This window comes from Enhygromyxa salina, assembly GCF_000737335.2.
Lineage (GTDB): Bacteria > Myxococcota_A > Polyangia > Nannocystales > Nannocystaceae > Plesiocystis > Plesiocystis salina_C.
In genome coordinates this window covers 17412-44005 of the sequence record NZ_JMCC02000033.1, presented here as the reverse complement: position 1 = coordinate 44005, position 26594 = coordinate 17412, and the positions used below count along the sequence as shown (strand labels likewise).

Annotated in this window: 24 protein-coding genes; 11 read left to right on the top strand and 13 right to left on the bottom strand. The window is 67.7% G+C overall.

The features are described 5' to 3' along the window. Positions 1-95: 95 nt before the first annotated feature. The 5 genes from DB30_RS14525 to DB30_RS14505 all read right to left on the bottom strand — a co-directional run bounded on the left by DB30_RS14525 (position 96) and on the right by DB30_RS14505 (position 5261). Complete coding sequence (locus tag DB30_RS14525) at positions 96-1175, bottom strand: SGNH/GDSL hydrolase family protein (protein ID WP_205632981.1); 1080 nt, start codon at positions 1173-1175, stop codon at positions 96-98. Between the two features lie 23 nt (positions 1176-1198). Then, entirely contained in the window at positions 1199-2635 is a 1437-nt protein-coding gene (locus DB30_RS14520) for a DUF2914 domain-containing protein (RefSeq protein ID WP_153258325.1), read from the bottom strand. Between the two features lie 190 nt (positions 2636-2825). Continuing rightward, entirely contained in the window at positions 2826-3692 is an 867-nt protein-coding gene (locus tag DB30_RS14515) for a tetratricopeptide repeat protein (protein ID WP_165703762.1), read from the bottom strand. A 118-nt stretch (positions 3693-3810) separates the two neighbouring features. Beyond that, positions 3811-4596, bottom strand: a complete 786-nt coding sequence (locus DB30_RS14510) for an OmpA family protein (RefSeq protein ID WP_146658899.1) — start codon at positions 4594-4596, stop codon at positions 3811-3813. 152 nt (positions 4597-4748) lie between these two features. After that, entirely contained in the window at positions 4749-5261 is a 513-nt protein-coding gene (locus tag DB30_RS14505) for a hypothetical protein (protein ID WP_146658897.1), read from the bottom strand. A gap of 181 nt (positions 5262-5442) precedes the next feature. Here DB30_RS14505 and DB30_RS14500 point away from each other — a divergent pair, with 181 nt between their 5' ends. From DB30_RS14500 to DB30_RS14475, 6 genes are all read left to right on the top strand, one after another. After that, the gene (locus DB30_RS14500) at positions 5443-6489 is read left to right on the top strand and encodes a hypothetical protein (RefSeq protein WP_052549187.1); all 1047 of its coding nucleotides are present in this window, start codon (positions 5443-5445) and stop codon (positions 6487-6489) included. Between the two features lie 74 nt (positions 6490-6563). Next, positions 6564-7862 carry a UDP-N-acetylglucosamine 1-carboxyvinyltransferase gene (gene murA / locus DB30_RS14495; protein WP_052549184.1) on the top strand — a complete coding sequence of 433 codons (1299 nt, stop codon included), beginning with the start codon at positions 6564-6566 and terminating at the stop codon, positions 7860-7862. Then, positions 7846-8580 (top strand): ATP phosphoribosyltransferase, encoded by a 735-nt coding sequence (gene hisG / locus DB30_RS14490; RefSeq protein WP_052549182.1) that lies wholly within the window; start codon positions 7846-7848, stop codon positions 8578-8580. Before murA ends, hisG begins: the two co-directional genes overlap by 17 nt. Continuing rightward, complete coding sequence (locus DB30_RS14485) at positions 8577-9320, top strand: hypothetical protein (protein ID WP_052549180.1); 744 nt, start codon at positions 8577-8579, stop codon at positions 9318-9320. The genes hisG and DB30_RS14485 overlap by 4 nt, the downstream gene beginning before the upstream one ends. 196 nt (positions 9321-9516) lie before the next feature. Next, positions 9517-10281: a hypothetical protein gene (locus DB30_RS14480; protein ID WP_146658895.1), complete on the top strand. Its 765-nt coding sequence runs from the start codon at positions 9517-9519 to the stop codon at positions 10279-10281. Positions 10282-10293: 12 nt separating this feature from the next. After that, positions 10294-10650: a hypothetical protein gene (locus DB30_RS14475; protein WP_146658893.1), complete on the top strand. Its 357-nt coding sequence runs from the start codon at positions 10294-10296 to the stop codon at positions 10648-10650. 12 nt (positions 10651-10662) lie between these two features. Here DB30_RS14475 and DB30_RS14470 read toward each other — a convergent pair whose 3' ends face one another. The 4 genes from DB30_RS14470 to DB30_RS14455 all read right to left on the bottom strand — a co-directional run bounded on the left by DB30_RS14470 (position 10663) and on the right by DB30_RS14455 (position 14502). Further along, complete coding sequence (locus DB30_RS14470) at positions 10663-11775, bottom strand: alkene reductase (protein WP_052549239.1); 1113 nt, start codon at positions 11773-11775, stop codon at positions 10663-10665. Between the two features lie 33 nt (positions 11776-11808). Next, positions 11809-12945 carry an FG-GAP repeat domain-containing protein gene (locus DB30_RS41435; protein ID WP_052549170.1) on the bottom strand — a complete coding sequence of 379 codons (1137 nt, stop codon included), beginning with the start codon at positions 12943-12945 and terminating at the stop codon, positions 11809-11811. 49 nt (positions 12946-12994) lie between these two features. Beyond that, on the bottom strand, positions 12995-13756 hold the full coding sequence (locus DB30_RS41430; protein WP_052549168.1) for an MYXO-CTERM sorting domain-containing protein: 762 nt from the start codon (positions 13754-13756) through the stop codon (positions 12995-12997). Between the two features lie 80 nt (positions 13757-13836). Then, complete coding sequence (locus tag DB30_RS14455) at positions 13837-14502, bottom strand: nitroreductase family protein (RefSeq protein ID WP_240480232.1); 666 nt, start codon at positions 14500-14502, stop codon at positions 13837-13839. A gap of 211 nt (positions 14503-14713) precedes the next feature. Between DB30_RS14455 and DB30_RS14450 the strand changes: the two genes are divergently transcribed. The 3 genes from DB30_RS14450 (at position 14714) to DB30_RS14440 (ending at position 18905) form a co-directional block, all read left to right on the top strand. Continuing rightward, the gene (locus DB30_RS14450; protein ID WP_052549164.1) at positions 14714-16612 is read left to right on the top strand and encodes an AAA family ATPase; all 1899 of its coding nucleotides are present in this window, start codon (positions 14714-14716) and stop codon (positions 16610-16612) included. Between the two features lies 1 nt (position 16613). Next, on the top strand, positions 16614-17855 hold the full coding sequence (locus tag DB30_RS14445; RefSeq protein ID WP_052549159.1) for a sensor histidine kinase: 1242 nt from the start codon (positions 16614-16616) through the stop codon (positions 17853-17855). A 177-nt stretch (positions 17856-18032) separates the two neighbouring features. Beyond that, positions 18033-18905 carry a response regulator gene (locus DB30_RS14440; RefSeq protein WP_052549155.1) on the top strand — a complete coding sequence of 291 codons (873 nt, stop codon included), beginning with the start codon at positions 18033-18035 and terminating at the stop codon, positions 18903-18905. 22 nt (positions 18906-18927) lie between these two features. On the opposite strand, the gene DB30_RS14435 is transcribed toward DB30_RS14440, so the two are convergent. Both DB30_RS14435 and norR read right to left on the bottom strand, forming a co-directional pair. After that, complete coding sequence (locus DB30_RS14435) at positions 18928-20391, bottom strand: hypothetical protein (RefSeq protein ID WP_146658890.1); 1464 nt, start codon at positions 20389-20391, stop codon at positions 18928-18930. A gap of 30 nt (positions 20392-20421) precedes the next feature. Further along, entirely contained in the window at positions 20422-21909 is a 1488-nt protein-coding gene (gene norR, locus DB30_RS14430) for a nitric oxide reductase transcriptional regulator NorR (RefSeq protein ID WP_052549147.1), read from the bottom strand. A gap of 178 nt (positions 21910-22087) precedes the next feature. Between norR and DB30_RS14425 the strand changes: the two genes are divergently transcribed. Beyond that, positions 22088-23320: a globin domain-containing protein gene (locus tag DB30_RS14425; protein WP_052549142.1), complete on the top strand. Its 1233-nt coding sequence runs from the start codon at positions 22088-22090 to the stop codon at positions 23318-23320. Further along, positions 23317-23946: a 5-formyltetrahydrofolate cyclo-ligase gene (locus DB30_RS14420; RefSeq protein WP_052549137.1), complete on the top strand. Its 630-nt coding sequence runs from the start codon at positions 23317-23319 to the stop codon at positions 23944-23946. The genes DB30_RS14425 and DB30_RS14420 overlap by 4 nt, the downstream gene beginning before the upstream one ends. A 40-nt stretch (positions 23947-23986) precedes the next feature. Here DB30_RS14420 and DB30_RS14415 read toward each other — a convergent pair whose 3' ends face one another. Next, entirely contained in the window at positions 23987-24580 is a 594-nt protein-coding gene (locus DB30_RS14415) for a Maf family protein (protein WP_052549135.1), read from the bottom strand. A 26-nt stretch (positions 24581-24606) separates the two neighbouring features. After that, on the bottom strand, positions 24607-26559 hold the full coding sequence (locus DB30_RS14410; protein ID WP_165703761.1) for a YfbK domain-containing protein: 1953 nt from the start codon (positions 26557-26559) through the stop codon (positions 24607-24609). Positions 26560-26594: the final 35 nt, after the last annotated feature.

The window sequence follows — 26594 nt, the reverse complement described above, 5'->3', positions numbered from 1 at the left end:
CGAGACTGGAGTAGACCTAGCCGGGTTGGGGTCGTCTGCAGCCCGTGCGCGGTCCCCTTCGGCACCCACACCTCCGCGAACAACCAATCAAACGCCTACTCAGCAGGCACATCACTACCAATAGCCGGGCAAGCACATCCCCAACTATCCGGCAGCTCCGGGCAAGCGATCTGCGCCAGCAACCGGTGCCCATGCTCGTTCGGGTGGATGTCGTCGAAGCTATGTAGCTCCTTGCGCATGTACCAGCGAGGCAGCTCCGCGGCCCGCTGCGCGTACTCGTCGAGCGCCAGTTCACGCGTGGACTCATCCAGTTCGGCGAAGCGCCGCTTCCACTCTTTCGAGCGCTCGAGCTCCCTCCGCAACGGTTGAATCTCACGCAGCGGCGCGTCGCGGTCACGCATCGCCGAGTCGTACAGATCCACGCCAATGTCCGCGAGCTCGCTTGGATCCCACGGCGCGTCTGGTTGGTCGCGGGCGTCGAGGTACCGGCCCAGCGCCTCCTGTGGACTCAGCCGACCCAGCTCGAAGTCGACGATCTTCTGCGTGTAGCCCTGATAGGTCAGGCCCGTCAGCCCCTTCCAGCGACGGCTGTCGCCCTCGTCGCCCCACGGGGTCAGCGACAGCGCGACGACCTTCATGTTGCGCTGGTGGGCCGACATGAACAGCTGGCGGATCTCCTTGTTGGTCTTCTCTGGCATCGCCACGCTGTTGAGGCCGCCCTGGAACACCAACCAGTACTCGTTCGCGGGGTCGCGCAGGTTCACGTAGCCGTTGGCGACGACCTGATCCATGAAGCGCTGGCGCAGCTGCCAGGCCCCGTAGCCGGTCTTTGACAGGTTCTTGACCTCGACGTTGCTGCACCAATTTTCGAAGTGCTGCGCGTAGGGATCGCGCTGCCACGCGCCGACCGAGCCCGCGAGCACGACGACCTTGACCGGCTTGTCGGCGTGACGAAACCGCCACGTTGGCGGGGGCTCCGGCTCCGGCTCGGCCGCGGGCTCGGGCTCGACCTCGACGCCTTCGGGGCTGGTCTCGGTCTCGGGGGGCGCGAGCGTGAGGGCTCGAGCGTCCTGATCCGGCGCGGCCAACAGCATCAATGTGCCGAGCACGCCAAGGCCACGGCGGGCGAGTGACGAAGCGGGGAGACGACGAGCAAAAAATGTAGAGGCAGACATCGCGCTCGGGGGCCTTGCTGGGCCTACTCGATCTGGAACTCGGCGACGGCGAGGTCGGTGTCTTCTTCGCCCTCGGGGACGATCCGAACCCGCCAAGACCCAACGTACTCGGGCCGAACCTGAAGGTAGGCCCGGGTCTTGTAGGCGTGCAAATTGTCGGGGATCCGCACCTTGCCGCGCCGGGTCACCGTCCCGTCTTTCTCCCAGATCACGCGCAGCGTGTCGGTGGCCCGGGAGTGGACGACGCGAATGCACACGTTCACGAATTCGGTGCCGGTCGTCGAGAACTTCCGGGTTGGATCGTTGCACTCGGTGTTCTCGCGGCCGGCACCCATCAGGATCTCGTCGATGTGGATGCCGTTGAGGCCAATCGCGCCGATCGGCGGCCCGTCCTGAACCGAGACCGGGAGCTTGGCGAACGCCTTGGCGTTTTCTTCGGGGGTGCCCGGCGGGATCGCGCGCGGATCCGTGACCTCTGGCTTGGCCGCGGGTGGCTCGGGACGCTCACCGTCTGGATCGCCGTTACCCTCGTCGTTGTTGGCCGCTTGTTCGCGGGCCTGTTTCTCCCGCAGCGCGGCGAGCTTGGGGTCGGCGGCGTGGGTCTTGACCTGCGGCGGTCGTGGTTTCGGCTTGTCGGCGCGATCACTGGGCGCTGAGTCGTCCGGCTTGTTGGGCCGGGCCGACTGCGAGCCGCTGCCTGGTTCTGGTGAGCTTCCGCGATTGACCAGGACGACCGCCAGCACGATCGCGGCGGCGATCCCGACGATCCACACCAGGCTGCGCCCGCCACCGCCCGGCTCAGCCTGGTTCGAGCTCACGCGCGGTGGCTCGTTCGCGGCCGGCTGTGTGATGATCGCAGCTCGTTGGTCTTCGTCGGACGGGTCGTCGTCTTCGTCGTCCTCGCCGGACGGGTCGTCGTCCTCGTCGGACGGGTCCTCGTCCTCGTCGGACGGATCGTCGTCTTCGTCGGACGGATCGTCGTCTTCGTCGTCGTCCTCGGTCTGGTCGCCCGCGGCGGATGGCGCGTCGTCCTCGTCGCGCTGACCGTCCCCAGCTTGGTCGGCCTTGGTGGCCGCCGGTTGCGCCGACGGGCTGCCGAACTCGCCCGACACCACCGTTCCCGCTTCGGAAGTACGGGGCTTGTCAGTTGCCGGCACGAAGCTTGGGAGGCTCACTGGTTCGACTGGCTCACCTGGCTCGACTGGCTGGCTGGGCGTGCTGACGGCGGCCCCAGGTGGCGCGAAGATCGGGCTGGCAGACGCGGGGCTGATCAGCGCGTCCCACCCAGTGTTGAACAACGACGCTGGCTTCGAGTCCGCGGCGGGGGCCGCGGGCGCGCTGACATGAGGTGCCTGGGGCACGCGGATCGGTAGCGTGTCTTCCTCGCTCTCGGGTGTGAGCTTGGTCGGCACTCCCGGGCCCAATTCCGACGCTGGGTCGGGTGTCTCGGACTCACTCATCGACCACCTCGGTGTACACGAGGCGAGCAGAATATTGAGCGATGCGCGGGGATCGGCATGGGACGGGCCCTACACGAGCATGCTGCCTCAGCCGTGACACCATGAGCAAGGGGGCTGTCGTTGCAGCAAGCCCACCCACCAGTACCAAAGAGTGGCACCAGCCTCGCGCCTGGCCAGCGACCCAGAGCGCTCAGCTCTCGGCGTCTTCGTCGCTGATCGAGTCACCGGACTCGTCGGTGTGACGATCACCGCAGATCTTGCCCGTGTCCGCCTCGAGCGTCTTGATCTGCTTTTCGGCCTGGGTCTTGTAGCGCTCTGGCGCGTCGGAGCCCTTCTTCACGATCGCGTTGAAGTAGGCGATCGCCTTGTCGCACTGGCCCAGCTTCGCGAACGCCAACCCCGAGTAGTAGACGGCGTCATGGATGACCTCGTTGTCGGGGGCGTTTTGAACCAGCCAGTAAAATTCACCGAGCGCGCTGCGATAGTCCCGCTCCGAGAACAGGGTCTGGCCGATCTTGAAGCGAACCTCTGGCTCCTTCGGATCGCTGGGGTAGCGCGAGAGGTAGGTCCGAAACAGGCGCCGGGCCCGGCTGTAGTCCTTGGCCTTGAGCTCGCGCTCGGCGGCCTTGAGCAGATCGGTCTTACCCTCGGGGATGTCGGTCTCGGCGTTGAGGGTCTGCTCGACGGCGGTCAGGCGTTGGTCGAGCTCGGTCCGCGAGTCCGCGACGTTCTGCGCGAGCGCGGCGAGCTCGTTGAGGCTGTCCTCGGCGATGCCGCGCACGTCTTGGCTGTCGAATTCCAAGTTGTCGACGCGCACGCCGATCGAGGCCTGGTTGTTGCGCAGGATCTTCTCGGCCGCGGCCAGCTGCTCTTCGACGACGGCCATCTGCTCTTGCGCCTTGATCAGCGTCTGCTCGAGCTGGGTGTCGCGCTCGGACACCTTCTTGCGCAGCGTCATGACCTCGGCCGCGAGCTCGTCGTGCTCGGACTTCATGGTGATGCAGGCTGACAGCGGCGCGATCATCAGCAGCGAAACGACAACTCGGGTTCGGATCATGGTGGTCCTCAGATCGAACAACCCGACGCGGGGTCGGGCTGGGTGGGGCAGGCAGCCCATGTCAGTTTTTTTCAGGTCGTGGGCGAGCGTTGACCGCTCGCCCACAGCTGAAGGCAGTCTACTGCCAGATGAACTCGACGCGACGATCGTCCGCGTAGGACTGGTCGTCAGTGCCGCGGGCCTCGAGGCTGCCCTTCGAGATCACCTGCATGTTCTCGGGGGGGACCCCAAGGTTTTGCAGGAAGCTCTTGACGCCCTGGCCGCGGCGATCCGTAAGCAGGATGTTGTACTCCTCGGTGCCACGCGGATCGGCGTGGGCTTCGAGGTAGACCAAGCGACCCTGGTCGGCGATGCACTGGGCGGCGGCCTTGAGGCTGGCCTCGGTCTCGGGGCTCAGCTTGGGGCTGTCGAACCCGAAGAACACGGCTTGCAGCTCACACAGGACTTCGCCGTCGCCGCTGTAGTCACCGGAGAAGATGCACATGCCGCCGTCGCAGATCTCATCGATCGCGCAGTCGTCGTCGACGGTGCACGAGCCGGGCGCGCCGGGGATGCCGTCGCTGCACAGGCCGGTGCCAAAGTCGCAGGTGCCGGTTGGGCAGTCCATGTCTTGGGCGCAGAAGTTACAGGAGCCGGCTTGGCAGACCAGACCGCCGGTGCAGTCGAGGCTGCTGGTACACGGCGAGCCCTGGCCCGAACCGCCCGCGATCGCCTCGGAGGGATCGACGCAGCGGAATTCGTAGCAGACGTAGTCTTGGCCGTTGGGGCCCTTGCCTGCGCACTCGCTATTTTCAACGCAGTTTTGGCAAGTGCCGTCGACGCACTTCTCGTCCATTTCCTGGTTGCAGTGCTTGTTCTTCTTGCACGCGGGGTACTCGGGCTTCTTGCAGCCGGTCAGCGACATGGCGGTCAAGCCAAGCGCGAACACGCCGAGGAAAGAGAGGCGGGAAAGTCGAGCGGTGAGGGAACGCTTCGGCATCTGGGAGCTCCGGGACCTCGGCCCCGTCTTGCGGGTGCGCGAGTTCGTAGAAGGATTATCCGTCGTGGGAATGGGTGTCAACCGCGCAGACTCGCGGCGTACAGGCGGATCTCGTAGCGATCCCCATCAACCGTGAGCGTCTGCCTGTGTGCGGGTTGGTTGGGCTGTTCGCGGGTCTCCACGATATCGGCGCGGGCCGCAGCCAGGGCGCTCTGTCCGAGCGCGGGGCGGGGCGCGAGGGACAGGCGGTGGAGCAAGTAGCCGGTCCAGGTCAGCCCGTTGAACCGGGCTTGGCGCACCTGAAGATCGTACTCGAGCTCGATCGCGTCACCTGCGTGGTGCCGAGCGACGAGCTCGAGCTCGAACGCGTGGGAGCCCTTTGGGGTCGCGACCACCTCAGAGAAGATCGTGTGTTGGCCGTCGGACACGACCAGCTCGCGGCGCGGAACCACGACCTCGCCGGACTCGCTGACGATCTCCAGCCCGATCTGCAGCGGCCACAGAGCCTCGCTGCGATCGCCGAACATCGGGACCGACAAGCTGTTCACGCGAGCGCGGTCACCCGGTGCGGCGAGGCTCGTGTCGGCCATGCCGGTGGTTGCGACGACGCCGGCGAGCAGTGCGAGTGCGATGCGGAGAGCTTTGGTTCGATGCGCCATGCACATCGGATCCACCGAATCGCTCGCCAGCCCAAATTTCGTGCGGGCCCGCCCAGCGCCAACGTGATCCGTGAAAAATTTTGGTTGGCGGGCGCTATAAAGACCGCTGCGGATGAACAGCAGCGATACGCATGACCAGCGCTGGCGCTCGATCGCGGTGAGCGTTGGCGTGCTTGGCTTCGCGGTCGTGGGTGGCTGGCGCTGGTGGTGGCAGCCGCGTGCCAACGCGGCGGAGCAGGCGGCCACCGCTGCGCTCGAGCAAGCGCGAGCAGCAGCGATCACCCGCGGTCTTGCGATCGAGTTCGACGCTGATCCAGGCGCGCCGCTCGAGCTGGCTTGGCGCGCGCCGGGCGAGTGCGTCGAGGTCTACCGCGTCCGCGTCGACGAGCAGTTTCGGGATCCGAGCGTGGCGGTGTTCGTCGGTCGCGAGGAACAGCACACGACCTGGGCGCTCGCGCTGACGGGCCGGCCGGGCGCGCGTCATGCCGGGGTGGTCGGGGTCGAGGGGTTGCTGATCTCGCTCGATGATCCCGGTGGCGCAGCGCCCGAGCCCGAGCCCGAGCCCGAGCGCCGTCGACAGCTGTGGTGGTCGGCGCGAACGGTCGGGCCGGCCGCGCCGGACTTCGCCTGTCGGCAGCGCAGCTGGGATCCCCTCGAAGACGCGCTCGCGCTGGGTTGGCCGGAGCTGCCCGATCATCCGGTTCGGGTCGGGCAGTCATGGCAGGGAGGCGCAGTCGAAGGCCGCTGCCACGAGACCACCTGCGTCGACGATCAGGGCCAGTTTCCCCACGACCGCCCCTGCCGGGCCCGCGCGTGGCGCGAGACGGCCGTCGGCGCGGGCCAGATCTCGGGCGAGGACGGCCCACCCGCCCCGTTCGTGCTGATCCAGGGCGACTGGGACGACGGGCACGATCTCGCGCGGCCCGAGATCGGGATTCTCACGTCGCGCCAGCTCCTGATCGCCGAGGGCCGTCCACTCTGGGCCCGTGTCCGCATCGAGCAGCGCTGGGTGGGCGTGACGCGAGAGCTCGAGCTGACCCGGCTGGACGACTGTGGGGATCCGTCCCCGGGCCTGAGCGACGATCTATCTGACGAGGGATCTGACGATCGATCGGTCGTCACCCAGATTCGTGCGAGGCTGCGCCTGCCGCCCACCTAGGCCAGCGTCATTGCCGCGCTTCAACTGAACCGCGGACACCGGAAAAAAGCTCCGCGGGTGGGCGTAGAGCGACCATGGACAAGCTCGAGATCATCGGAAAGCCGCCCGGCATGCCTGGCACGGGACTCGTGGGAACCCTGCCGATCCGCGGGGCCAAGAACGCGGCCCTGCCGATCCAGTGCGCGGCGCTGTTGGGGTCGGGCCTGACCCGGCTGCGCCACGTCCCCAAACTAACCGACGTCTCGACCATGAACCGGCTGCTGCGCGAGGTCGGCTGCGCGGTCGAGGTCATCGCCGACACCGACGGCCGCACGGTCGAGATCGATCCCCGCGGCGTCGCGCAGGGCAGCCTCGAGGCGCCCTATGAAATGGTGAAGACCATGCGCGCCTCGGTCACGGTCATGGGGCCGCTGCTGGCTCGCTACGGTCGGGCGCGGGTCTCGTTGCCGGGCGGCTGCGCGATCGGTGCCCGGCCGATCGATCAGCACCTCAAGGGGCTTCAGGCGCTCGGCGCCAAGGTGACGCTCGAGCACGGCTACGTGGATCTCGAGGCCAAGCGGCTCACGGGTGGGCGGTTCTTGTTCGACAAGGTCACCGTGGGCGGCACCCAGAACGTCATGATGGCCGCGGCCCTCGCCAAGGGCCACACCACCCTCGAGAACGTGGCCCGCGAGCCCGAGGTCGAGGAGCTCGCGCTGTTCCTGAACAAGATGGGCGCGCAGATCTCCGGCGCGGGGACCCCGACCATCGAGATCGACGGCGTCGACGAGCTTAGCGGGATCGATCACGCGATCCTACCCGACCGGATCGAAGCCGGCACCTTCGCGGTCGCGGCGGCGATCACCCGCGGGGACGTGCTGCTCGAGCACGCGCCGGTCGACCACATGCACGCGATCATCGACACCCTCGTCGCGGCCGGGGCCGAGTGTCGGGTCGAGGCGGGGGGCTTGCGCGTCATCGGCCCGGAGCGCTTGCGCCCCTTCGACGTGGTCACGCGGCCGCACCCCGGCTTCCCAACCGACATGCAGGCCCAGATCATGGTGCTCGCGACCATGGCCGACGGGGCCAGCGTGATCCGTGAGACCATCTTCGAGAACCGATTCATGCACGTGCCAGAGCTCAACCGGCTTGGGGCCAACATCGTCGTCAACGGCAACACGGCGGTCGTCCGCGGGCCCACCAAGTACTCTGGCACCACGGTCATGGCCACGGATCTGCGGGCCAGCGCCTCGTTGGTGCTCGCCGGGCTGGTCGCGCGGGGCACCACCGAGGTCCGCCGCGTCTATCACATCGACCGTGGGTACGAGGCGATCGAGGCCCGGCTGTGTCCCCTCGGCGCCCAAATGTCGAGGTACCATGGTGGCGGTGCCTGAGTCGCCAACGACCTCCGTACCGCTGACCTGGGCGCTGCCCAAGGGGCGGATCCTCGAGCAGGCGCTGCCCTTGCTCGCCGCCGCCGGCATCGAGATCGCACCGTCGCTCGACGAGGTCGGTCGCAAGCTGCTGTTCGAGCTGCCAACCGGTGATCGGATCTTGCTGGTCAAGCCGGTCGACGTTCCGACCTACGTCGAGCACGGGATCGCGGACTTCGGCATCGCTGGCCTCGACACCCTGCTCGAGCAGGGCCGGGATCTCTACGAGCCGGTCGACCTCGGCATCGGTCGCTGCCGGCTCGCGGTCGCGGCCCCCGCGGGGGCGGCGGGTGACCGCAAGGCCCTGCGCCGGGGCATGGACCTGCGCGTCGCCACCAAGTACCCGCGCTGCGCCCTGCGGCATTACCGGGCCCGCGGCATTCAGCCCGACATCATCCCCCTGTACGGGTCCGTCGAGCTGGGCCCGATCACGGGACTGGCCGACCAGATCGTCGATCTCGTGGAGAGCGGCGAGACCCTGCGCCAAAACGCGCTCGTCGAGGTCGAGACCATCTTCGAGGTCACCAGCCGGCTGATCGTCAATGGCGCCAGCTTGCGCTTGAAACAACCGGCCGTCTCGCACACCATCGCTGGACTACGGCGTGCGGTCCAGGCTGCAGCCAACGAGCGACCACGCAAGCACGCGAGCGAGGTCAGGGAGAAGGTGGCGAGTTCGTGAGTCTGTTTGGGCGCAACAAGAACAAGGGCAAGCCACCGCCGATCGAGCCGCCGTCAAAGCTCGTCGAGCAGGCGTTCACGGATCTGCGCGTTCACGTGCGTCTGCAAGAGCAGAGCATCGCCACGACCGAGCAGTTTCGCGTGCAGCTGCACGAGGCAATGCCCAAGCTGGTGCCCTACGGGTCCAACCAGTACGCGGCGGTCCGAGCCGTGCTCGACTGGGATCACCAGATCCCCAGCGAGTACATGTTGCTGCGGATCTACACCGCCTACAGCCGCCACGAGGCGCGGCTGCTCGACACCCAGATCCGCGCCCGCGATCAGGCGATCGCCAGCGACAACCTGTTCCCCGAGTTCGACCTGCAAGACTACGGTGACCTCGACGCGAGCGAGACCTACATCGCCGTGCTGCGGCCGGGCAGCCCGAGCTTCGAGGAGTTCCGGTTCTTCAGCGACTGGCGCAAGGAAGTTCGGCCGCCGGTCGCCCGCGCGGCCCTGTCCGCCGTCAAGCAGCTCGAGAGCTTCCAGGCCGCCTACCGTGCCCGGCAAAACGACGCGCTGGGATCCGCGGTCGTCGTTGGGTGGGTGCCGCCATGCTTGGCGGAGTCCAAGGCTTGGGCGGTGGAGATCTGGTTGGTCGTGGAGTTTGACGGGCAGGTTGGCAAGGCCAACGTGTTCATGGTCGACTCCGAGAGCCTGGCGATCACCCGCGAGTACGTGACCGAAGTCCACGTTCCGTGAGCGCTCGCCACCCCCCGCGCTGGTCATCCATGTCCGTGCTCCTGGTCGCTCGCTGCGCCGGGCCGCCCTTCGCGTGCGCTGGATGGTCACGCCCAGTCGGTCCCGGCTGCGACGTCGGTAGAGTGCCGTGTGTTTTTTCTTGGTGGGTCCAGCACTGCCTATTTAACCGCAGTATGATGCGTGCTAGGTTTGTGTCGTGACGGCAGCCGCGACATCCGTGTGGCTCCCAGCGGTCAGCTCGGTCGAGCAGTCACTTCAGGAGGTCTGGACCGTTGATGAACTGCTGGGCAAGCTCCGCGCGGTCATCCGTGACTTTCGCGGATTCTTGAACGCCGGACGGGTCGTCGCGGGCTCGCTGAGGTTGGTGCTGGCGGGGGTTCGCGCTCGACCTCATGCGATCACATCAGCCCACGAAGCTTGGATCGTAGCCGAGGCGATCGAACCACATTTTTCTGACGTCTTCGTTCAGCTGAGTGGTCCAACGCCCGAGTCATCTGTTCACGAAGCGTCGCTGGCGTCGCTGCTCGGCGACGAGCTGATGAGCCGCCTGAGCTATTTGCAGACGCTCACCGGAGAGCTTCACGAGCGTCTTGGACAGCCTCGACCCCGCCGAAGCTACCGCGCGCACCGAGAGAGCGGCCAGGCGCTCATCGAAGACCTGACGATCCCTCCCGAGATCCGACTTGTCGTCCATCAAAGCCGGCTTGTCCCGATCTTGATCTTCTTGATTGGCTACCTCGATCACGCCCGCCGACGAGGCGCAGACGACTCGGGCAGGGTGAGGGAGCTCTACCTCGAAGCGCTGCGCGAGGGTCTCGACTCCAAGATCAGCTTTCTGCTCGCGCTGCTGCAGCCTTCGCCTCCACAACCACCGCCAGCGCTCGACCGCAGGCTTCCAGATCCGATGCCGCTCGAGGCACTCGACGCCCGGTGGCGGAACGTTCGAGCATCTTTCGGCTAGTACCGGCAACGCATGGTCTTTGGTCGTCGCCGGCACAAGCCGCCTCAGCGGGGGCATGTTCGTCACTGCGAAGATCCTCGCACCAGGTCAGGCGGCCGCGGCGGTCATCACTACGTGGTGCTCCTGCAGGAAAAACCCAATGGGGTCTGGCTCGGGGCGGTGATCGAGTCGAACCCTGCGAATCCCGTGTTCACGTTCTCCGAGCCGAACATCGCCAACCGAGCGGGTGTGAACATCGGAAGTGGGATCCGCCTACCCGTCGCCGCGATCCCGGCGGCTCGCGTGGGCGACAAGCGAGGCGCGGTCGCCGAGATCACCGTTCTCAAGATCGAGATAGCGATCGCTACAGCGATGAGCCCCGGCTCCTGAGAGCAGCGACGATCACTCCGCCCAGCTCAGGGTGGGGTAGTCGATGTAGCCCTTCGCGTCGCCGCCAAAGAAGGTCTCGCGCCGGGGCTCGTTGAGCGGGGCGCCGCGGCGGAACCGCTCGGGCAGGTCGGGGTTGGCGAGGAACGGCGCGCCAAAGATCGCGGCGTCGGTGTGGTTGCGCTTCAACGCTTCGCGCGCGCTCTCGGCTGTGAACGCGCCGTTGGCCAGGTACGCGCCAGTGAAGCGCTGACGGATCCGGCGGTGGAGATCGCTGGGTTCGGTCGGGCGCTTGTCGGACGGGCCGAAGTACTCGATGACGTCGAGGTAGGCGAGCGAGAGCCGGTTGAGCTCGTCGGCGAGCGCCGTGTACAGGGGGATCGGGTCGGACTCGCTCGCGCCACCCATGCCGCCAAGTCCGGGGCCGATCCGCAGGCCGACGCGGTCCGGGCCCCACACGCTGGCGACGGCCTCGGCGACCTCGACCGTGAGGCGGATGCGGTTGGTGATGCTGCCCCCGTAGGCGTCGGTGCGCTGGTTGGCGCCGTCGCTGAGGAACTGGTGGAGCAGGTACGCGTTGGCCCCGTGGATCTGGACGCCATCAAACCCAGCTCGCTTGGCACGCTCGGCGCCCTGCCGGAACTGCTCGACGATGCCCGGGAGTTCGGTCAGCGCGAGGGCGCGTGGCGTCGAGGTTGGAGCGAAGCCGCGCTCACCACCCAGGAAGATCTGGGCGTTGGCGTTGATCGCCGAAGGGGCGACCGGGGGCTCGCCGCCATGGAACTCCTCGTGTGACATCCGACCGACGTGCCACAGCTGCATGACGATCCGGCCGCCGTTGGCGTGCACGGCCTCGGTCACGCCGCGCCAGCCCGCCTCCTGCTCGTCACTGTGGATGCCCGGCGTGAACGCGTAGCCCTTGCCCTGCGGGCTGACCTGGGTAGCCTCGGTGAAGATCAGCCCGGCGCTGGCCCGCTGGGCGTAGTAGCGGGCGTTGAGCTCCGTCGGTAGGTCACCAGGCTGTTGGGCCCGCGAGCGCGTCATGGGTGACATCAACACCCGGTTGGGCAGGCGCAACGCGCCGAGCTCGAGGGGCGCAAACAAGGGGTCGGGGCTGATCTCGCTCATGCGCTGACCCACTACGCGCCGGCCCGAGGCTCGTTACTTGGACTCGAAGACCATGACCCGCGGCGGCATCCCGGTCGGGGTGATGACCAGATCGTCGTCGCCGTCGCCGTCGATGTTGGCGCTGCGCAAGCGGGTGTACGAGACCCCGGCGAGATCGTGGGCGCGACCCGAGAAGCCGTCGCCGGTGTTGGGGTAGATCGACACGCGCCAGTCGTTGCCGGGCACGTCGGTGAGCAGCTCGGGGAACCCGTCACCGTCGAGGTCGCCGAGCGCGAGGATCGAGAAGGTGAACGGCCAGACCAGCGCGGCGCTGATCAGGTCGCCGTTGCCTTGGCCAAGCCACGGGTTGATGACGGGGACCTGGCCGAGGCCGGTGACGAGATCCCCAAACAGATCACCGTTGAGGTGGGCGACCGCGGCGGCGTCGTAGCTGCCGACCTCGGCGCTCGCGAGCAGGGTCAGCGTCCCGTCTCCGGGTCCGCTCCAGCTGTGGACCAAGGGCGGGGCGGCGTTGGTTTGGGACGTGATCGCCTCGCTGCGGCCGTCGCCGTTCATGTCGATCGCCCACAGCCGATCGTAGGTGAAGACCTCGCTGGTGATCGCCGCGCCCAGCTCGAAGTTGTCACTGCTGAGGTGCACGGATACCCGCGGCGGCGCGCCGGTGGCTTGCAGCAGCAAGTCGGCCCGGCCGTCGGCGTCGAGATCTCCGAGCGCGAAGCCATCGAAGCTGGCGAGCTGGTGGGTGATCGGCGGCGCCAGGAAGCCGCCGTTGCAGTCGCTTGGGTACACGTTGATCCGCGGGGGTGCGCCCGTGCCCGCGAGCACCAAGTCCGCGCAGCCGTCCGCGTCGAGATCGGCGAGCTGCAGATCATCGAACGCGAACACCTCGGTGGTCACCGGCGACGCGAAGCTGAAGCCGTCGCCATCGCCGTCCCCGTCGCCGTCCCCATCGCCGTCCCCGTCCCCGTCCCCGTCCCCGTCCCCGTCCCCGTCCCCGTCGCCATCCCCGTCCCCGTCCCCATCGCCGTCCCCAGTCTCGGAGCCAGTCCCGCCCGTGGTTCCCAAGCTCTCGCCGGGTCCGCCGTTGTCAGGCGGCTCCTCGATCGGTGGATCTTCACACCCAAGCGCCAGCGTGGCAGCGGCAGCACAGGTCGCGACAAAGCGGCGCATACTCGGCACGTTAGCACCGCGAGAATACGCCGCTCGAGCTGAGCCGGCCTCAGCCGTTGCGCCGCCGACGGAAGGTGGCAGCGAGCAGCAAGATCCCGAGGCCCGTCGCGCCGAGGTCGGTCGCGCCGCCATCGGTCACGCTGCAGCCCTTCTTCTTGGCGGGGCTGTCGTCGATCGGGGGAGGCGCGACGTCGGCCTCCTCCCCTTCGCCCTCGTCCTCGTCGTCCTCGTCGTCCTCTTCCTCTTCCTCTTCCTCTTCGCCCTCGTCCTCGGGCTCGGGCTCGTCGGCGCCCTCGGCCTCGCGGCCGGTGTCGATCAGCGTGACCTTGCCCTTGGCCAGCACCAGATCGCGCTTGCCGTTGTTCTGGACGATCTGCACCCGGTACTCGCGGTCCTTGTTGAACCCGATGTTGGCCTCGAGCAAGAGCACCGCGGTGTACGAGCGCGAGCCGTCGTAGTCCGCGTCTTCGTGGCGATACACGATGTACTCTTTGCCGCCGACGTTCTGATAGAACTCGACGTAGACGGGCCCCTCGGCTGCGTGCCCGCTCATGCGCGCGTGGAGCTTGAGCTCCCAGTCTTCCTCGCTGGGGATCCGATCGACCTTGTCGGTCTTGGTCTTGGCGCCCTCGGAGGTGACCTGGCCCTTCTCGTCGGTCTCGAGCGAGTCGACGCCAGTACCAAACCAGATCTGTTCTTGTTCGGGTCCCGCCAACGCCTCACTCGGGGCCAAGCCCACAGCGAGCCCACAGGTAACCGCGGCGACAGTGACAGTGGCGGAGATGACGATGTTGCGAAGGAGCGATTGCATGGTGCGGGCGTCCGTATACCACGACAGCGCCCAGCGTCTCAGCCCCGATGGTCGGACCCCCCAATCGCCCGGTTCGCTGTTCAAACCTCGATGAGCAGCTGTTCGAGGGGCTTGCGCGCCAGGTCGGGCACCCGGCAATCGGGGCTTGGGTAGCCAACCGGCAGCAGCATGAACGGCCGCTCGTTCTTGGGCCGCTGAAGGATCTTGGCCAAGAAGTTCATGGGGCTGGGCGTATGCGTGAGCGTCGCCAACCCCGCGTTGTGGAGCGCGGCGATCAGCATCCCAAGCGCGATCCCGCAGCTCTCTTGCACGTAGTAATTTTTGCTGCGAGATCCGTCGGGGCGAAGGTCGTAGTCGACCCGAAACATCACGATGATCACCGGCACGTGATCGAGGTAGGGCTTGTTCTCATCGGTCCCCAGCGGCGCGAGGGCGGCCCGCCACTCGTCGCTCATGCGCTGCTCGTAGGTCTCGCGCTCCTCCACCTCCGCCGCCAGCCGGATCTCGTGCTTGAGCGCCGGGTCCGTCACCATCACGAACCGCCACGGCTGCTTGTGCGCCCCACTCGGCGCCGTCCCGGCCGTCCGGATAGCCTCGCGGACGGCGTCGAGGGGGATCGGCTCCGCGCTGAACTGCCGAATGCTCCGACGCAGGTCCATCAGCTCATAGAATGCGTGGGCACGCTCACGCACTTGTGCCTCGGGACGGCGCGAGAACGACAGGGGAACGGTCGGGTACTCACTCACCGCCCCACCATGCCCGAACCAGCCTCGAGATCGTCCCGGGTGCGCGTGAGCTTTTCCAATCCCAAAAATGCCCCAAACACGTGCCCACGCGCGCTAGCCGCTTTTCTGCGGTGCCGGGCGCACGGCGAGTTCGGCGACACAGACATCAATGTTCAGGGGCGTGCCTGCCGGTGTGGGGCGATTTTCTCCAGCCTGCTAGGTACTCTTGCGCATGGCCGACATCCTAGCGGAGCAAGATGGTCCCCGCGCCTCGCACAAGATCCGCCGACTCACGGTCCTCGGCGGGTTCTGGGACGGCCTCGAGCTCGACTTCGCCGCCGGCCTCAACTGCATCATCGGCGCCCGCGGCACCGGCAAGACCACGATCCTCGAGCTGTGTCGCTACTGCTTGGGTCAGATGCAGAGCACCGACCCCACGCGCCAGCTGCAGCTGACCAAGCTGATCAAGGCCAACCTCGATCGCGGCACCGTAGAGGTCACGATCGAGACCCGCGACGGCATGAAGTACCGGGTCGTGCGCGGCAGCTCTGGTGAGCCCGAGGTGTCCGACGAGCGCGGCTCACCGGTCGAGGTCTCGCTCTCGCGCGGGCAGGTGTTCGCCGCGGACTTCTACAGCCAGCACCAGATCGAGGACATCGCGATCAGCCCCCGGGCCCAGCTCGAGGTCATTGATCAGTTCGTGGCCGACGAGATCGCCGGGCTCGATCCAACCCGCCGCGACGTGATCTCGCAGCTCGAGAAGAACAGCGCGGACATCCACCAGCTGCGCCAGGCGATCGCCGATCGCGAAGAGATGCTTGGCGAGATCCCCGAGATCAAGAAGCGGATCGAGGCGCTCGACGTCGGCGGCGAGCAGGCTGACGACATCAACCGCGAGGTCGCGCTCAAGGGCGCCCGCGACCAGGAAAAGCGCATGCTCAAGCGCGCCGACGACACCCTGGCTGGGGTCGTCGACCAGTTCGAGGGCCTGAGCCGCATGGTCCGGGGCTTTGGCCAGCTCGTCGAGCGCAGTGAAGGCGAGAACGGCGAGCTGTTCGAGCGCCTGCACATGGTGCTCGAGGCGGCCGGCAACGACGCCGTCGGCGCGATCGCCAGCGCCCGCAAGATCGTCGAGGGCGCCCGGCTCAGCGTCGAGGAGCTCGATCGCCAGCTGACGGAAGCCCACGGCGGTCAAGAGCAGCGCTACACCGAGCTGCTCCGCGCCCACCAAGACGCCCAGGCCCAAGCCCGCGAGGGCGCGCGGCTGCAGACCCGGCTCAACGAGCTGCTCGAGCAGCGGCGCTCGGTCGAGCGGCGTCGCAAAGAGCTGCTCGAGCTGACCAAGAAGCGCGGCGAGCTGCTCGACCGCCTGTCGGAGCTGCACGACAAGGTGTTCGTGCTGCGCCAGAAGATCGCCCGCGAGATCACCTCCCGGCTCGAGCCCGACATTCGGGTGAGCATCACGCAATTCGGCGAGCGCGGTGACTATGCCGAGCGCCTGCGTGAGGCGCTCAAAGGCCAGGGCCGGCACTACAGCACCTTGGTTGGCCGGATCGAGCAGAACATGCCGCCGCGCGAGCTGGTCCGCTTGGTCGAGCGCTCGGCGGTGTCCGAGATCGCTACCACGTTGGAGGTTCGTGACGAGCAGGCCGACTGGCTGATCGATCGCCTGCGCGGGGCCGAGGACGGCAAGCTGCTGCTCGACCTCGAGGCCCTGCAGCTCGAGGATCGCCCGAAGATCGAGCTGCGTGACGGCGGCACTTACAAAGACGCGTCCACCCTCAGCACCGGTCAAAAGTGCACGACGATCCTCCCGATCTTGCTGCTCGACAGCGATCGCCCGCTGCTCATCGATCAGCCCGAGGACAACCTCGACAACGCGTTCATTTATGAAACCGTCGTGCGCAACATCGGCGAGGTCAAAGCCCGCCGCCAGCTGATCTTCGTGACCCACAACCCCAACATCCCCGTGCTCGGTGACGCCGAGGCCGTGTTCGTGACCGAGTCCGACGGTCAACACGGTCGCCTGCGCACCCGCGGTGACGTCGAGCAGGTCAAGTTCGAGATCGAGAAGATCCTCGAAGGCGGCGCCGAGGCCTTCCTCGAGCGCAAGCGCCGGTATGGGCACTGAGATGAGCGCACGACCCAGCAAACGCAAGCCGTCCGCGTCGAGCAAGAAGGGCGCCAGCACCAAGTCGCGGGCCAAGAAGCGCAGCAAGCCGGCCGAGCCCCCGCCCGAGACCGCCAAATCGGACGACGACGGGGCCGAGCCCAAGCCCAAGTCCGCGGGGCTCGAGAAGCACGACGATCGCTCGTGGAAGGATCGGGGCGCGGCCGTCAGCGCGATGATCGAGGAGCTGCACAGCCACCCCTCGGCCCAGCGGGTCCGGGCGATCGCCGAGCAATTGCTGATCTACAGCGAAGACAGCAAGTGGGAGGTCCGGCTGTTGGTCGCGCGCGCGCTCGCGTACCTCGAGCACCCCGACTACGCCGTGATCGCGGCGCGGCTCGACACCGACGACAACAGCTTCGTGGCCAAGGCCGCGCGCGGATCCGCGGCCAAGCGGCGCGAGCTCGACTTTGCCTACCAAGCCAAGACCGACGAGATCGACGAGGTCGCCATCGAGCTCCGCAAGCTCCGCGAGGATCACGGCGAGCGGGTCGCCAGCGCCGCCGAGCGGATCGCGGATCAGAAGTATCGGCTGCTTACCAACGAGACCACCCACGAGATGCGGACCGTCGTCGCCAGCTTGCTCGACGCGCTGACCAAGCTGCACGCCAGCCTCGAGCAGAGCAACACCAGCAAGAACGTGTATGAGCGCACGCTTCGGATCGCCCGCGAGCGCACCAACTTCTTGCAGCTGATGCTCGACGACACCAAGCGCCTGGTCGACGAGCCCAAGCTCGACTGTGAAGACGTGCCCGTGGTCGCGATGCTCGACAAGGTCGCCGAGATCGTGCGTGACGCCCTCGACATCCCCGCCAGCGTGAGCTTCGAGGTCGAGGCTGGCATCGCCTCGGCGACCTGCGTTCACGTGCCGCGCGTGCGCCTGATTCAGGCGATGTCGAGCTTGGCCAAGAACGCGATCGAGGCCGTCGAAGGTGACGGACGCGTGACCTTGAGCGCGACAGTTCCCCGCCGCGGCTGGGTTCGACTCAGCGTCGAAGACAGCGGCTATGGCATGGGGCCCGAAGAGATCCGCCAGGCCCTGTTGCCAATGGTGTCGAGCAAGAAAGACGACAAGCACACCGGGGTCGGGCTGCCGCTGGCCAAGAAGATCATCGAACGCGAGTGTCGTGGGACCTTCGAGATCGAGAGCACGCCGGACTCGGGGACTGCTGTGATCTGCATGTTCCCGACGATCGAGGACTGAGCTCGGCCGGCACCTGGCCAAAAGACCACTTTGCGGGAAGTCCGCGGCGCACTCGGTGATCACGCAAATCTCCCGTTTTCGGCCACACACGCCAGATCTACCCGGATCTGCGATCCCACCCGCGCCACGATCCAAGCCAGATCATCGGGATCTCGCGAGGCCCCTATACTGTGCCCAATGGCCCGAACCAAGCAGGTAGCGCTCGTCGTCGAGGACGATCCAACGTTGCTCGATCTCATCAAAGAGACCATCGAGTCTCTAGGCCACGAGGTCAGCTCGGCCAGCTCGCAGGAGAACGCCCTGGCCCTGCTCGAGGACACGATGTTCGACTACGTGCTGCTGGATCTCAAGATCCCGCTGCGCGAGGGTCGGCTGCCGCGGCTCGAGATTGGCTTCACCTTGCTCGAGCGGATCGTCTCGCTACCCGACGCGCGCCGGCCCGGCGTGATCGTGATGACCGCCCACGGCGACGACCACGAGTACTGCCGTCGCGCGCTGCGTGAGGGCGCGGACGACTTCATCAAGAAGCCCTTCGACGGCGGCAAAGAGTCACCGGAGGCCGCGATCAAGCAGCTGCTCGCGCGCCGCAGCGAGGAGCGCTACGAGGCCGTCGCCGATGTGCCAGGGTCCGTCGCCCGCGAGCGCGGACCGGGCGGTGCCACCCGCGAGGCCGGGGCCGAGCAAGGTCCACCAGCGATCCACCTGATCGGCACCTACGACCGCCGCCGCTGCAACCTCGAGATCAACGGCAAAGAGCTGCTGTTGTCCGAGCAGCGGTTTCGCCTGTTTGGCCGGCTGGCCGTGCACGCCAAGCGAGCGCCAGGGCAACACCTGTCGCTGCTCGACGTGCCAGAGATCCAAAGCGGCACACGCCAGGCGCTCAATCGCCTGCGCAAAGATCTAGAAGAGCAAGTCCCCGGGTTCTGGGATCGCTGGATCCGCAACGACGGCCACGGCAGCTACTGCCTGCAGGTGCCCGGCGACTCGATCACCTACGACGCCGACTCGATGGCCGCGCACGGCGAGCTGCTCGTGAAGCTGCGCTCGTAGCTGGGTCGGGCCTCCGGTCCGGTCAACCTCCCAAGAACATGTTCGTCACCGCGCCGGAGGTCAGGATGTTGGTCATCAGCAGCGCCTTGCCGTCGCGCGTCTGCGAGATATCCAAGTTGCCCATGAAGTCCTCTTCGCCCGCGCGCGCGGCTTCGTCTTCGTTGACGATCAACTTGCGGGCGAGCGAGAGCAGCACCCAGGCCTTGACCGAGTCCTCGGTCGGCACGCGCACGAACAGCCCGGCGTAGTCATAGACGACCGCCGCGATCATGAGGCCGGCGGGGTTTGGCAGCAGCCGACCCATCGTGCCCATCTCGGCCAAGAACGCTGCGGTCGCCTCTGGGGTGATCAGCGACACGAAGGTGACCTCGGGCGGGACCTGGCCAAGCAGCTCTTGCAGCTTGGGGTGCAGGCGATCCTGGTCGTGCGCGCGGGCCTGCAGCAGACCTTGAATCATCGCCTTGGGCGCCATCGTCAGCTCGCCGCGGTCGAGGGTCAGCAGCTGGACGGGCGCGCCGTCGTACTCGAAGTCGCTCAGGGTCCAGACCCGCAGCTTGTCGCGCATGCCCTGGGTCATGGCGGCGAGGTCCCGGCCTTCGATCTGTGGCATCGGCTCGGCGACGATGTGGCCGGCCTCGGCCGCGGCGGCGAGCTTGGCCTCGAGCTCGTCGATCCGCATGATCGCCAGCGAAACCCGTTGATCCGCGTGGTTGCTGGCGCCTAGAAATTTTTCGAAGTCGCGGGGATCTGCGAGCCCGAGCGCGGCCGCGAGCTTGCAAAAGCCACCGGCCGAGTACACGGTCTCGATCTCCTTGGGCTTGGACTTGCCCTTGGACTTGTCATCGCCGCGTCCAAACCGAAGCTGCTTGCGCCGCCTTTGGTAGTCCTCGCGCTCTTTCTCGGTCATCGTCGCGAGCTTGGCCTGCTCTTTGGCCTCGCGTCGGGCCTTGGCCTGCTCGCCCAGCCGCTCGCGCAGGGCCTGATCGCAGGTGAACATCATGTCCTTCGCGTCCTGCGGGAGCGCGCGGTGCAGCCCGCTTTGCTCGAGCCGCTCGACGTCGACCATGAACAGCGTGGTCACGGTCTCGGGCGCGAACCGGGTGCTGTGCGGCACGACCCCAGCGCTGATCCGACCCATGCCGAGCTCCCAGAACTTGCGCAGCAGCAAGGTGGCGGACTCGGCCTTGTCGTGGCGGCGGTACAGCTCGACGAGTCGAAACGTCGCGTCGCCGATCAGCTCGCGGCGGTCGGGCCCAAGCTCGATCAGCTGCTCGAAGTAGTCGATCGCGCAGTCATCACGCTCGATCGTGTCCATGCAATCGCGGCCGTGCCGGTACAGGCGATCGGCCTCACTCTCGCCTGGGCGCACGACCGACGAGCGATGGGCGTCCGTCGCCTCCCACACGGCCTCGCGGTTCCAGCAACCGCTCAGCAGCGCGCTACAACACAGGAGGAGCACGAACACCGACGATCGCGAGCGCAACACGTAGAGCTAGGTAGCACACGCGCTGCCCGCTCACATGTCGAGGCGGCGGGCCATGCGGTGGAGGTTGCTGCGATCGATCTGGAGCCGGCGCGCGGCCTCGGCCCAGTTTCCGTTCGACAGCGCGACCGCTCGCTCGATCAAGGCCCGGCGCAGATCTTCGACGGCCGCGGCGAGGCCGTTGGCGGGGAGCTCGTCGAGCACGGCCAGGTGAGGTCGCGCAGCCTCGTCGCGCTCGAGCTCGAGGTCTTCAGGGCCAACGACGGCGGGCAGCACCGGTGAGCGAGCGGCGACGCGCAGACACGCGCGGGCGACCCGGTGCTCGAGCTCGCGCACGTTGCCAGGCCACGGGTACTCGACCACGCAGCGCTGTGCGGCGGGCGAGAGCTTGGCCTCGAGCAGACCCAGGCCGGCGCCAGCTTGATCCAGGAAGTATCCGGCGAGCATCAGGATGTCGCGCTCGCGCTCGCGCAGAGCCGGAACCCGAACGCGGTAGCCAGCGACGCGGTACCACAGATCCGCCCGAAACCGACCCGCGGCGACGGCCTGCGAGAGGTCCTGATTGCTCGCCGCGATCACCCGCACGTCGACCCGTTGGGTCCGCTCTTCACCGAGCACCGCGAGCTCGCCGTCTTGCAGCACGCGCAACATCTTGGCCTGCAGGCGCGGCTCGAGCTCGCCAAACTCGTCGAGCAGCAGCGTGCCGCCGTCGGCCCGCGCGAACGCTCCCCGGTAGTTTGTGACCGCCCCCGTGAACGCGCCGCGACGGTGACCAAACAGCTCGCTCTCGGCCAGCGACTCTGGCAGCGCCGCACAATTGACCCGCACCAAGGGACCCGCGGCGCGCGTCGACGCGGCGTGGATCGCCTCTGCGACCAGCTCCTTGCCAACCCCGGTCTCCCCTTCGATCAACACGGGCAAATTGCTTGGCGCGACCAGCTCGATCTCGCGGCGCAGCTTCTGCATTGCGGGGCTGTGGCCAATGAGCTCGCGCGTGGACGCGCGGGTGCGCGGCGCGAGAGCAGGCTGATCCATGTCGATCGCCAGCTCGAGCAGCGCGGCGAAGCTAGCCAACTCCCCGACGATCTCGCCGCCGAACGCCTGCGGTGACGCGGCGTCGAGCGTGACCACCCCGCACGAACGCGCGTCGGTCCCACGCAGCGCAGCGCCAGCGCAGGCGTGAACCTTGGCCTTGGGATCCACCAGCAAGAAGCCGTCCCAGGGATCCGGGCGCGGATCGTCGGGCGCAAACACCAGCGGCGACGAGGCGTCGACCAGCGCGCTCAGCCGGGGGTGCGCGTCGACCTCGAGCCGAAGCCCACGCGCGCGCCCGAGCAGGCCGGTGGCCCCGCTCACGCGCAGCGCCTGACCCTCACCGGTCAGCAGCGCGACCGCGTCGGCGCCCGTGGCATCCCGCAGGAGCCCGAGCACGCGCCCGACCACCGCGGGGCCCGGAGCGCGCTCACCCTCGAAGCAGCGGGCAGCGGCGAGCAGGTTTCGAGCAAAGGTCCGGCGCACCATGCCTACCTAAGAGCAGGGCTCGCGAACGGCAAGCGCCAGAAGTGCGGCCGTTGTCCCATTGACAACACCGTCGGCGTCCAAACGACCACGCTCGCTCGCAGCGACCCCAGGCATCGCCGCTAGATCGACCGGACGCCTAGAATTAGCGGTGGCACGACGCTTGCGTTTGAGCCGCGCAATGCTCCCCACTCAGATCGAGCTCATCCGCGCTTCCCTCCCCACCCTGCGCGAACAGGCCATCCCAATCACGCAGGCAATGTACCGGCGCATGTTCGCCGCCAACCCGGAGGTCGCGCGCATGTTCAACCCCGCGCACATGCACCCCGACGGTCAGCAGGGCGCGCTGGCGGGGGCGATCGTGGCCTACGCCGAGCACCTCGACGAGCTCGAGGTCCTGCACGACGCGCTCGCGGTCATCGTTCACAAGCACGTCGCCGTGCAGGTACAACCGATCCAGTACGACGTCGTGGGTGGCCACCTGCTCGCGGCGATCGCCGAGGTGCTTGGCGACGCCGCCACGCCCGAGCTCATGGACACGTGGGCGGCTGCCTACGGTGAGCTGGCCGACGTCTGCATCGCCGCCGAGCGAGGCGTGTACGAGCAGCAACGCGTCGCCCCGGGCGGGTGGACGGGCCTGCGCGAATTCGAGGTGGTCGAGCGCCGCGCGCTGACGCCCATGATCACCTCGCTGCGGGTCAGCCCAGTCGACCGCCAGCGCCTGCCTACGTTCGCGCCCGGGCAGCACGTGTCCGTTGCGCTGCCGGGCGCCGACTCGCTCGCGCTGCGCCAGTACAGCATCACGCAGGCGCCGGGCGGCGACAGCTGGCGGTTCGTGATCAAGGCCGAGCCCGCCAGGGATCAGCACGAGCCGGGGGTCGTCTCGAATCGCCTGACGCAGGCTCTCGAGCTTGGCGCGAAGCTCAACCTGACCATGCCCTGCGGCTGCTTCACGCTCGATCCGACGGCCGGCGATCACGCGATCGTGTTGCTCGCGGGCGGCGTGGGGGTCACGCCCTTGTTCAGCATGGCCGCCGCCAGCGTCGCGGCGAAACCTGCGCGTCCGCTGTTGTTCGTCCACGCGGCGCTCGACCGCTCGTCTCGCCCGCTCGAGGCCGATCTGCGCGAGCTCGCCAACGTCGCGCCGGGATTTCGCTACGTGCGAATTCATGAGCAGCCGGCGGCCACCGAGCGCCTTGGGGTCGACTACGATCACGTGGGCCTGCTCGATCACGCGCGGCTCACCTCGCTGCTGCCCGCCGACCCGGTCGAACGCGCCGAGATCGAGTGCTGGACCTGCGGGCCCGACGGATTCATGGTGTCAGTCGACGCGGCGCTCGAACGCCTCGCGGTCCCCCGCGCCCGGCGACACTTCGAGTTCTTCGGCCCCGCGCGGCCCCTCACGGAATCATGACGACCACCGCCTCCGCATCGAAGACCACGGCCCAAAAACAGCGACTGCGCAGCTTGATGGCCAAGCACGCCGCAGCGATCCCCCAGTACCAACGCGTGCGCGCCGAAGCACAGATGCTCCGGCGCGCGCTCGCGCTGCCCGAACTTCGGGCCGCGCGTGGCGTGTTGGCGTGCCTGTCGTTTGGCGACGAGCCCGAGACCCGACCGCTGATCCAAGCCCTCGCCGACGCCGGCAAGCAGATCTACCTGCCCCGGGCCGACCCCAAGGATCGCCAGCTGCACGCCCACGCCTGGCCCTGCGAGCTACACCAGCTGCGCTTCGGGTTGCAGCAACCGGCGCGGACCTCCCCGCAGCTCGACGACGACGAGATCATGGCGCGGATCGACACGGCGATCATCTTGGGTCCGGCCTTCGATCGCAGCGGCGTCCGGTTGGGCCACGGGAGCGGCTACGTCGATCGCTTCTTGGCCAAGTATCCGGTGTACGCGATCGGCCTGAGCTTCGAGATCCAGGTGGTCAGCGAGCTGCCGCGAGCGCTCCACGACGTGCCGATGTCGATGGTCCTCACCGAGCGCCAAGTGCTCAGGATCCGCGCGCCCAACCCCGCCTCACCGAGCGCAGCCTGACCCGCCCCCGCGACCCACGGACGCGGTCCCCCCCAAGGTCCTAAAGGACCTCCGCGAGGCGCAACAATCGGCACACCACGAGCAGCGGGAGCCCCATGATGCTGGTGAAGTCGCCGCCTTCGATCCGCTCGAACAGCCGGATCCCGGCGTCCTCGATGTGGTACGCGCCAACGCTGTCGAGCGGCTGATGCTTGGTCACATAGTCCTGCGCCTCGACCAGCGAGAACGCTCGCATGGTCAGGTGTTGCTGATCGATCTCGTGATGTTCGACCGCCCCGCGGGTCAGCACGACGGCGGTCACCAGCTGGTGCGTGCGCCCCCGCAGGCGCATCAGCTGCTCGACCGCCCGGGCGCTCGTCCCTGGCTTGTGGAGCAGCTGCGGGCCGCCAGGTTCGTCGAGCACGGCGAGCTGATCCGCCGCCAAGATCCACGCGTCGTGGTCGGCTGCCAAGCTCTGCGCCTTGCCGCGCGCGAGGTGCAGCGCAAACGCCTGGGGGCCAAGCTGCGCGAACCGGTGATCCTCACCGCGCTCGTCGAAGCGCGGCGCCGCGCAGGTGAACGGCAGCTCGAGTCGAGCGAGCAGCTCGGCCCGCCAGCGCGAGGTGCTTGCGAGCACGAGGTTGGTGTCGGTCATGGGCGAGCCAGTCTACACACCCGCGCTCATGGTTTGGGCAGGGCCTGGGCCAGCGCGACCAGGTCCAGGAACTCGTGGCGATAGTGCCCGGGATCGTTCCCGAGCGCGCCCGCTGCCAACGACGTCACACCGGCCCAGCTCGCCCGCCCCCGGTGCTTCGAGTCGCGCAGCAACATGCCGAATTCGGCGACTGCAGCGCTGAACCGAAAGTCGTTGGAGCTGGCCGCGAGCGTGGTCCCGGCGTCGACGACGGCAAAGCTCGACAGCTGGCTGTGCTTGGCGTCGGGGGCCTTGAAGCGCAGGCGCAGCTCGGCCATGGGCTGGGGCGCCTGGGCTGCGTCCCGCTTGCGCTGACGCTTGGTCCTGGCGTCCGGCTTGGGATCCGCCGGGACGAATTCGTAGAGCGCCGTGACCGAGTGGCCCGCGCCGATCTCCCCGGCATCTTTGTGATCGTCGTCGAAGTCCTTGGCCGCGAGCGCCCGATTCTCGTAGCCGATCAGCCGGTAGGATTTGACCTGCGCGGGGTCGAACTCGACCTGAATCTTGACGTCCTTGGCGATCGTCACCAGCGTGGCGCCGGCCTGCTCGACCAGCACCTTGCGGGCCTCGTGGATCGTGTCGATGTACGCGTAGTTGCCGTTGCCCTTGTCGGCCAGCATCTCCATGGTCTGGTCCTTCAAGTTGCCGGTCCCGAGCCCGAGCACGGACAAGAACACCCCCGACTCGCGCTCCGCTTCGATCAGCGCCTGCAGCTGGGCCTGGCTGACGTCGCCCACGTTGAAGTCGCCGTCCGTCGCGAGGATCACCCGGTTGATCGCCTTGGGGTCGAAGCGCTCGCGGGCCAGCGCGTAGGCCCGCTCGATCCCAGCGCCGCCGTTGGTCGAGCCGCCAGCGTGGAGCCGGTCGAGGGCCGCCATGATCACGGCTTGGTCGGCGCCCGAGGTCGGCGGCAACACGACCCCCGAGGCGCCCGCGTAGACGACGATCGACACGTGGTCGTGGCGCGTGAGCGTCGAGACCATGAGCTTCATGGCGCGCTGCAACAGCGGCAGCTTGTCGGCCGAACTCATCGAACCAGAGACGTCGAGCAAGAACACCAGGTTGCGGGGCGGGAGCTTGCCCGCTGGGATCTCGCGACCCTGCAGGCCAATGTGCAGCAGCCGCGCTTTGGGGTTCCACGGGCAGTCTGCGACCTCCGTCGTCACCGAGAACGGCGCCCCCGTGGTGTTGGGTGCGGGGTAGTCGTAGCTGAAGTAGTTGATCAATTCCTCGACCCGGACCGCGTCGGCGGGCGGCCGGGCAGCGTCGCGCAGGAACCGGCGGACGTTGCTGTACGAGGCGGTGTCAACGTCGATCGAGAAGGTCGAGCTGTGCGCGGCCTTCGTGAAGCCGCGCTCTTGGATCTCGCCGTAGGTCTCGGCCCCGGTGATCCCCGAGACGTCGCGGCTCGCGGTCGGTGAGAGGTCGACGACCGCGGTGAAGTCACGGCTGCTCCGGACCCCGACCGGCAGCTGCTTGGCCTCCTCCATGCTGATCGTCATGGCTGCCGCGGCGGTCGAGGCCACCGGCGGCGCCTTGACCACGATCTGCACGACTCGTTCGGGCTCGGGGTCGAGGCTGAAATTCGCGCGGAACTTCGCGCCTACTGGCAGCTCGATGATCTTGGTGATCCCGCCCGTTCCCGCGAACGCGCGGACCGTGTAGCGCCCCGCCGGTAGCGCGCCAAAGCTGTAGATGCCGCGGGCGTTGGTCATGGCCTCGCGCGAGCCGGTGAAGCAGTCGCAGGTCAACACGACCAGCGCGAATTCGATCGGGGCGCCGGTCTCGGCGTGCTTGATCACCCCGTTGATCTGCCCGCGCGTCTCCTCGCCTGGGTCGGAGCCGGGACCAGCCCTTGCCGCGCTCGGGCTCACGTAGCTCAGGCCCCCGGCTACGAGCGGGGTGAGCAACAGCGCCAAGATCGAGAGCGAACGAGTCAAGCCATGGGCGCGCATCCACGACGCAACTGGGCCCA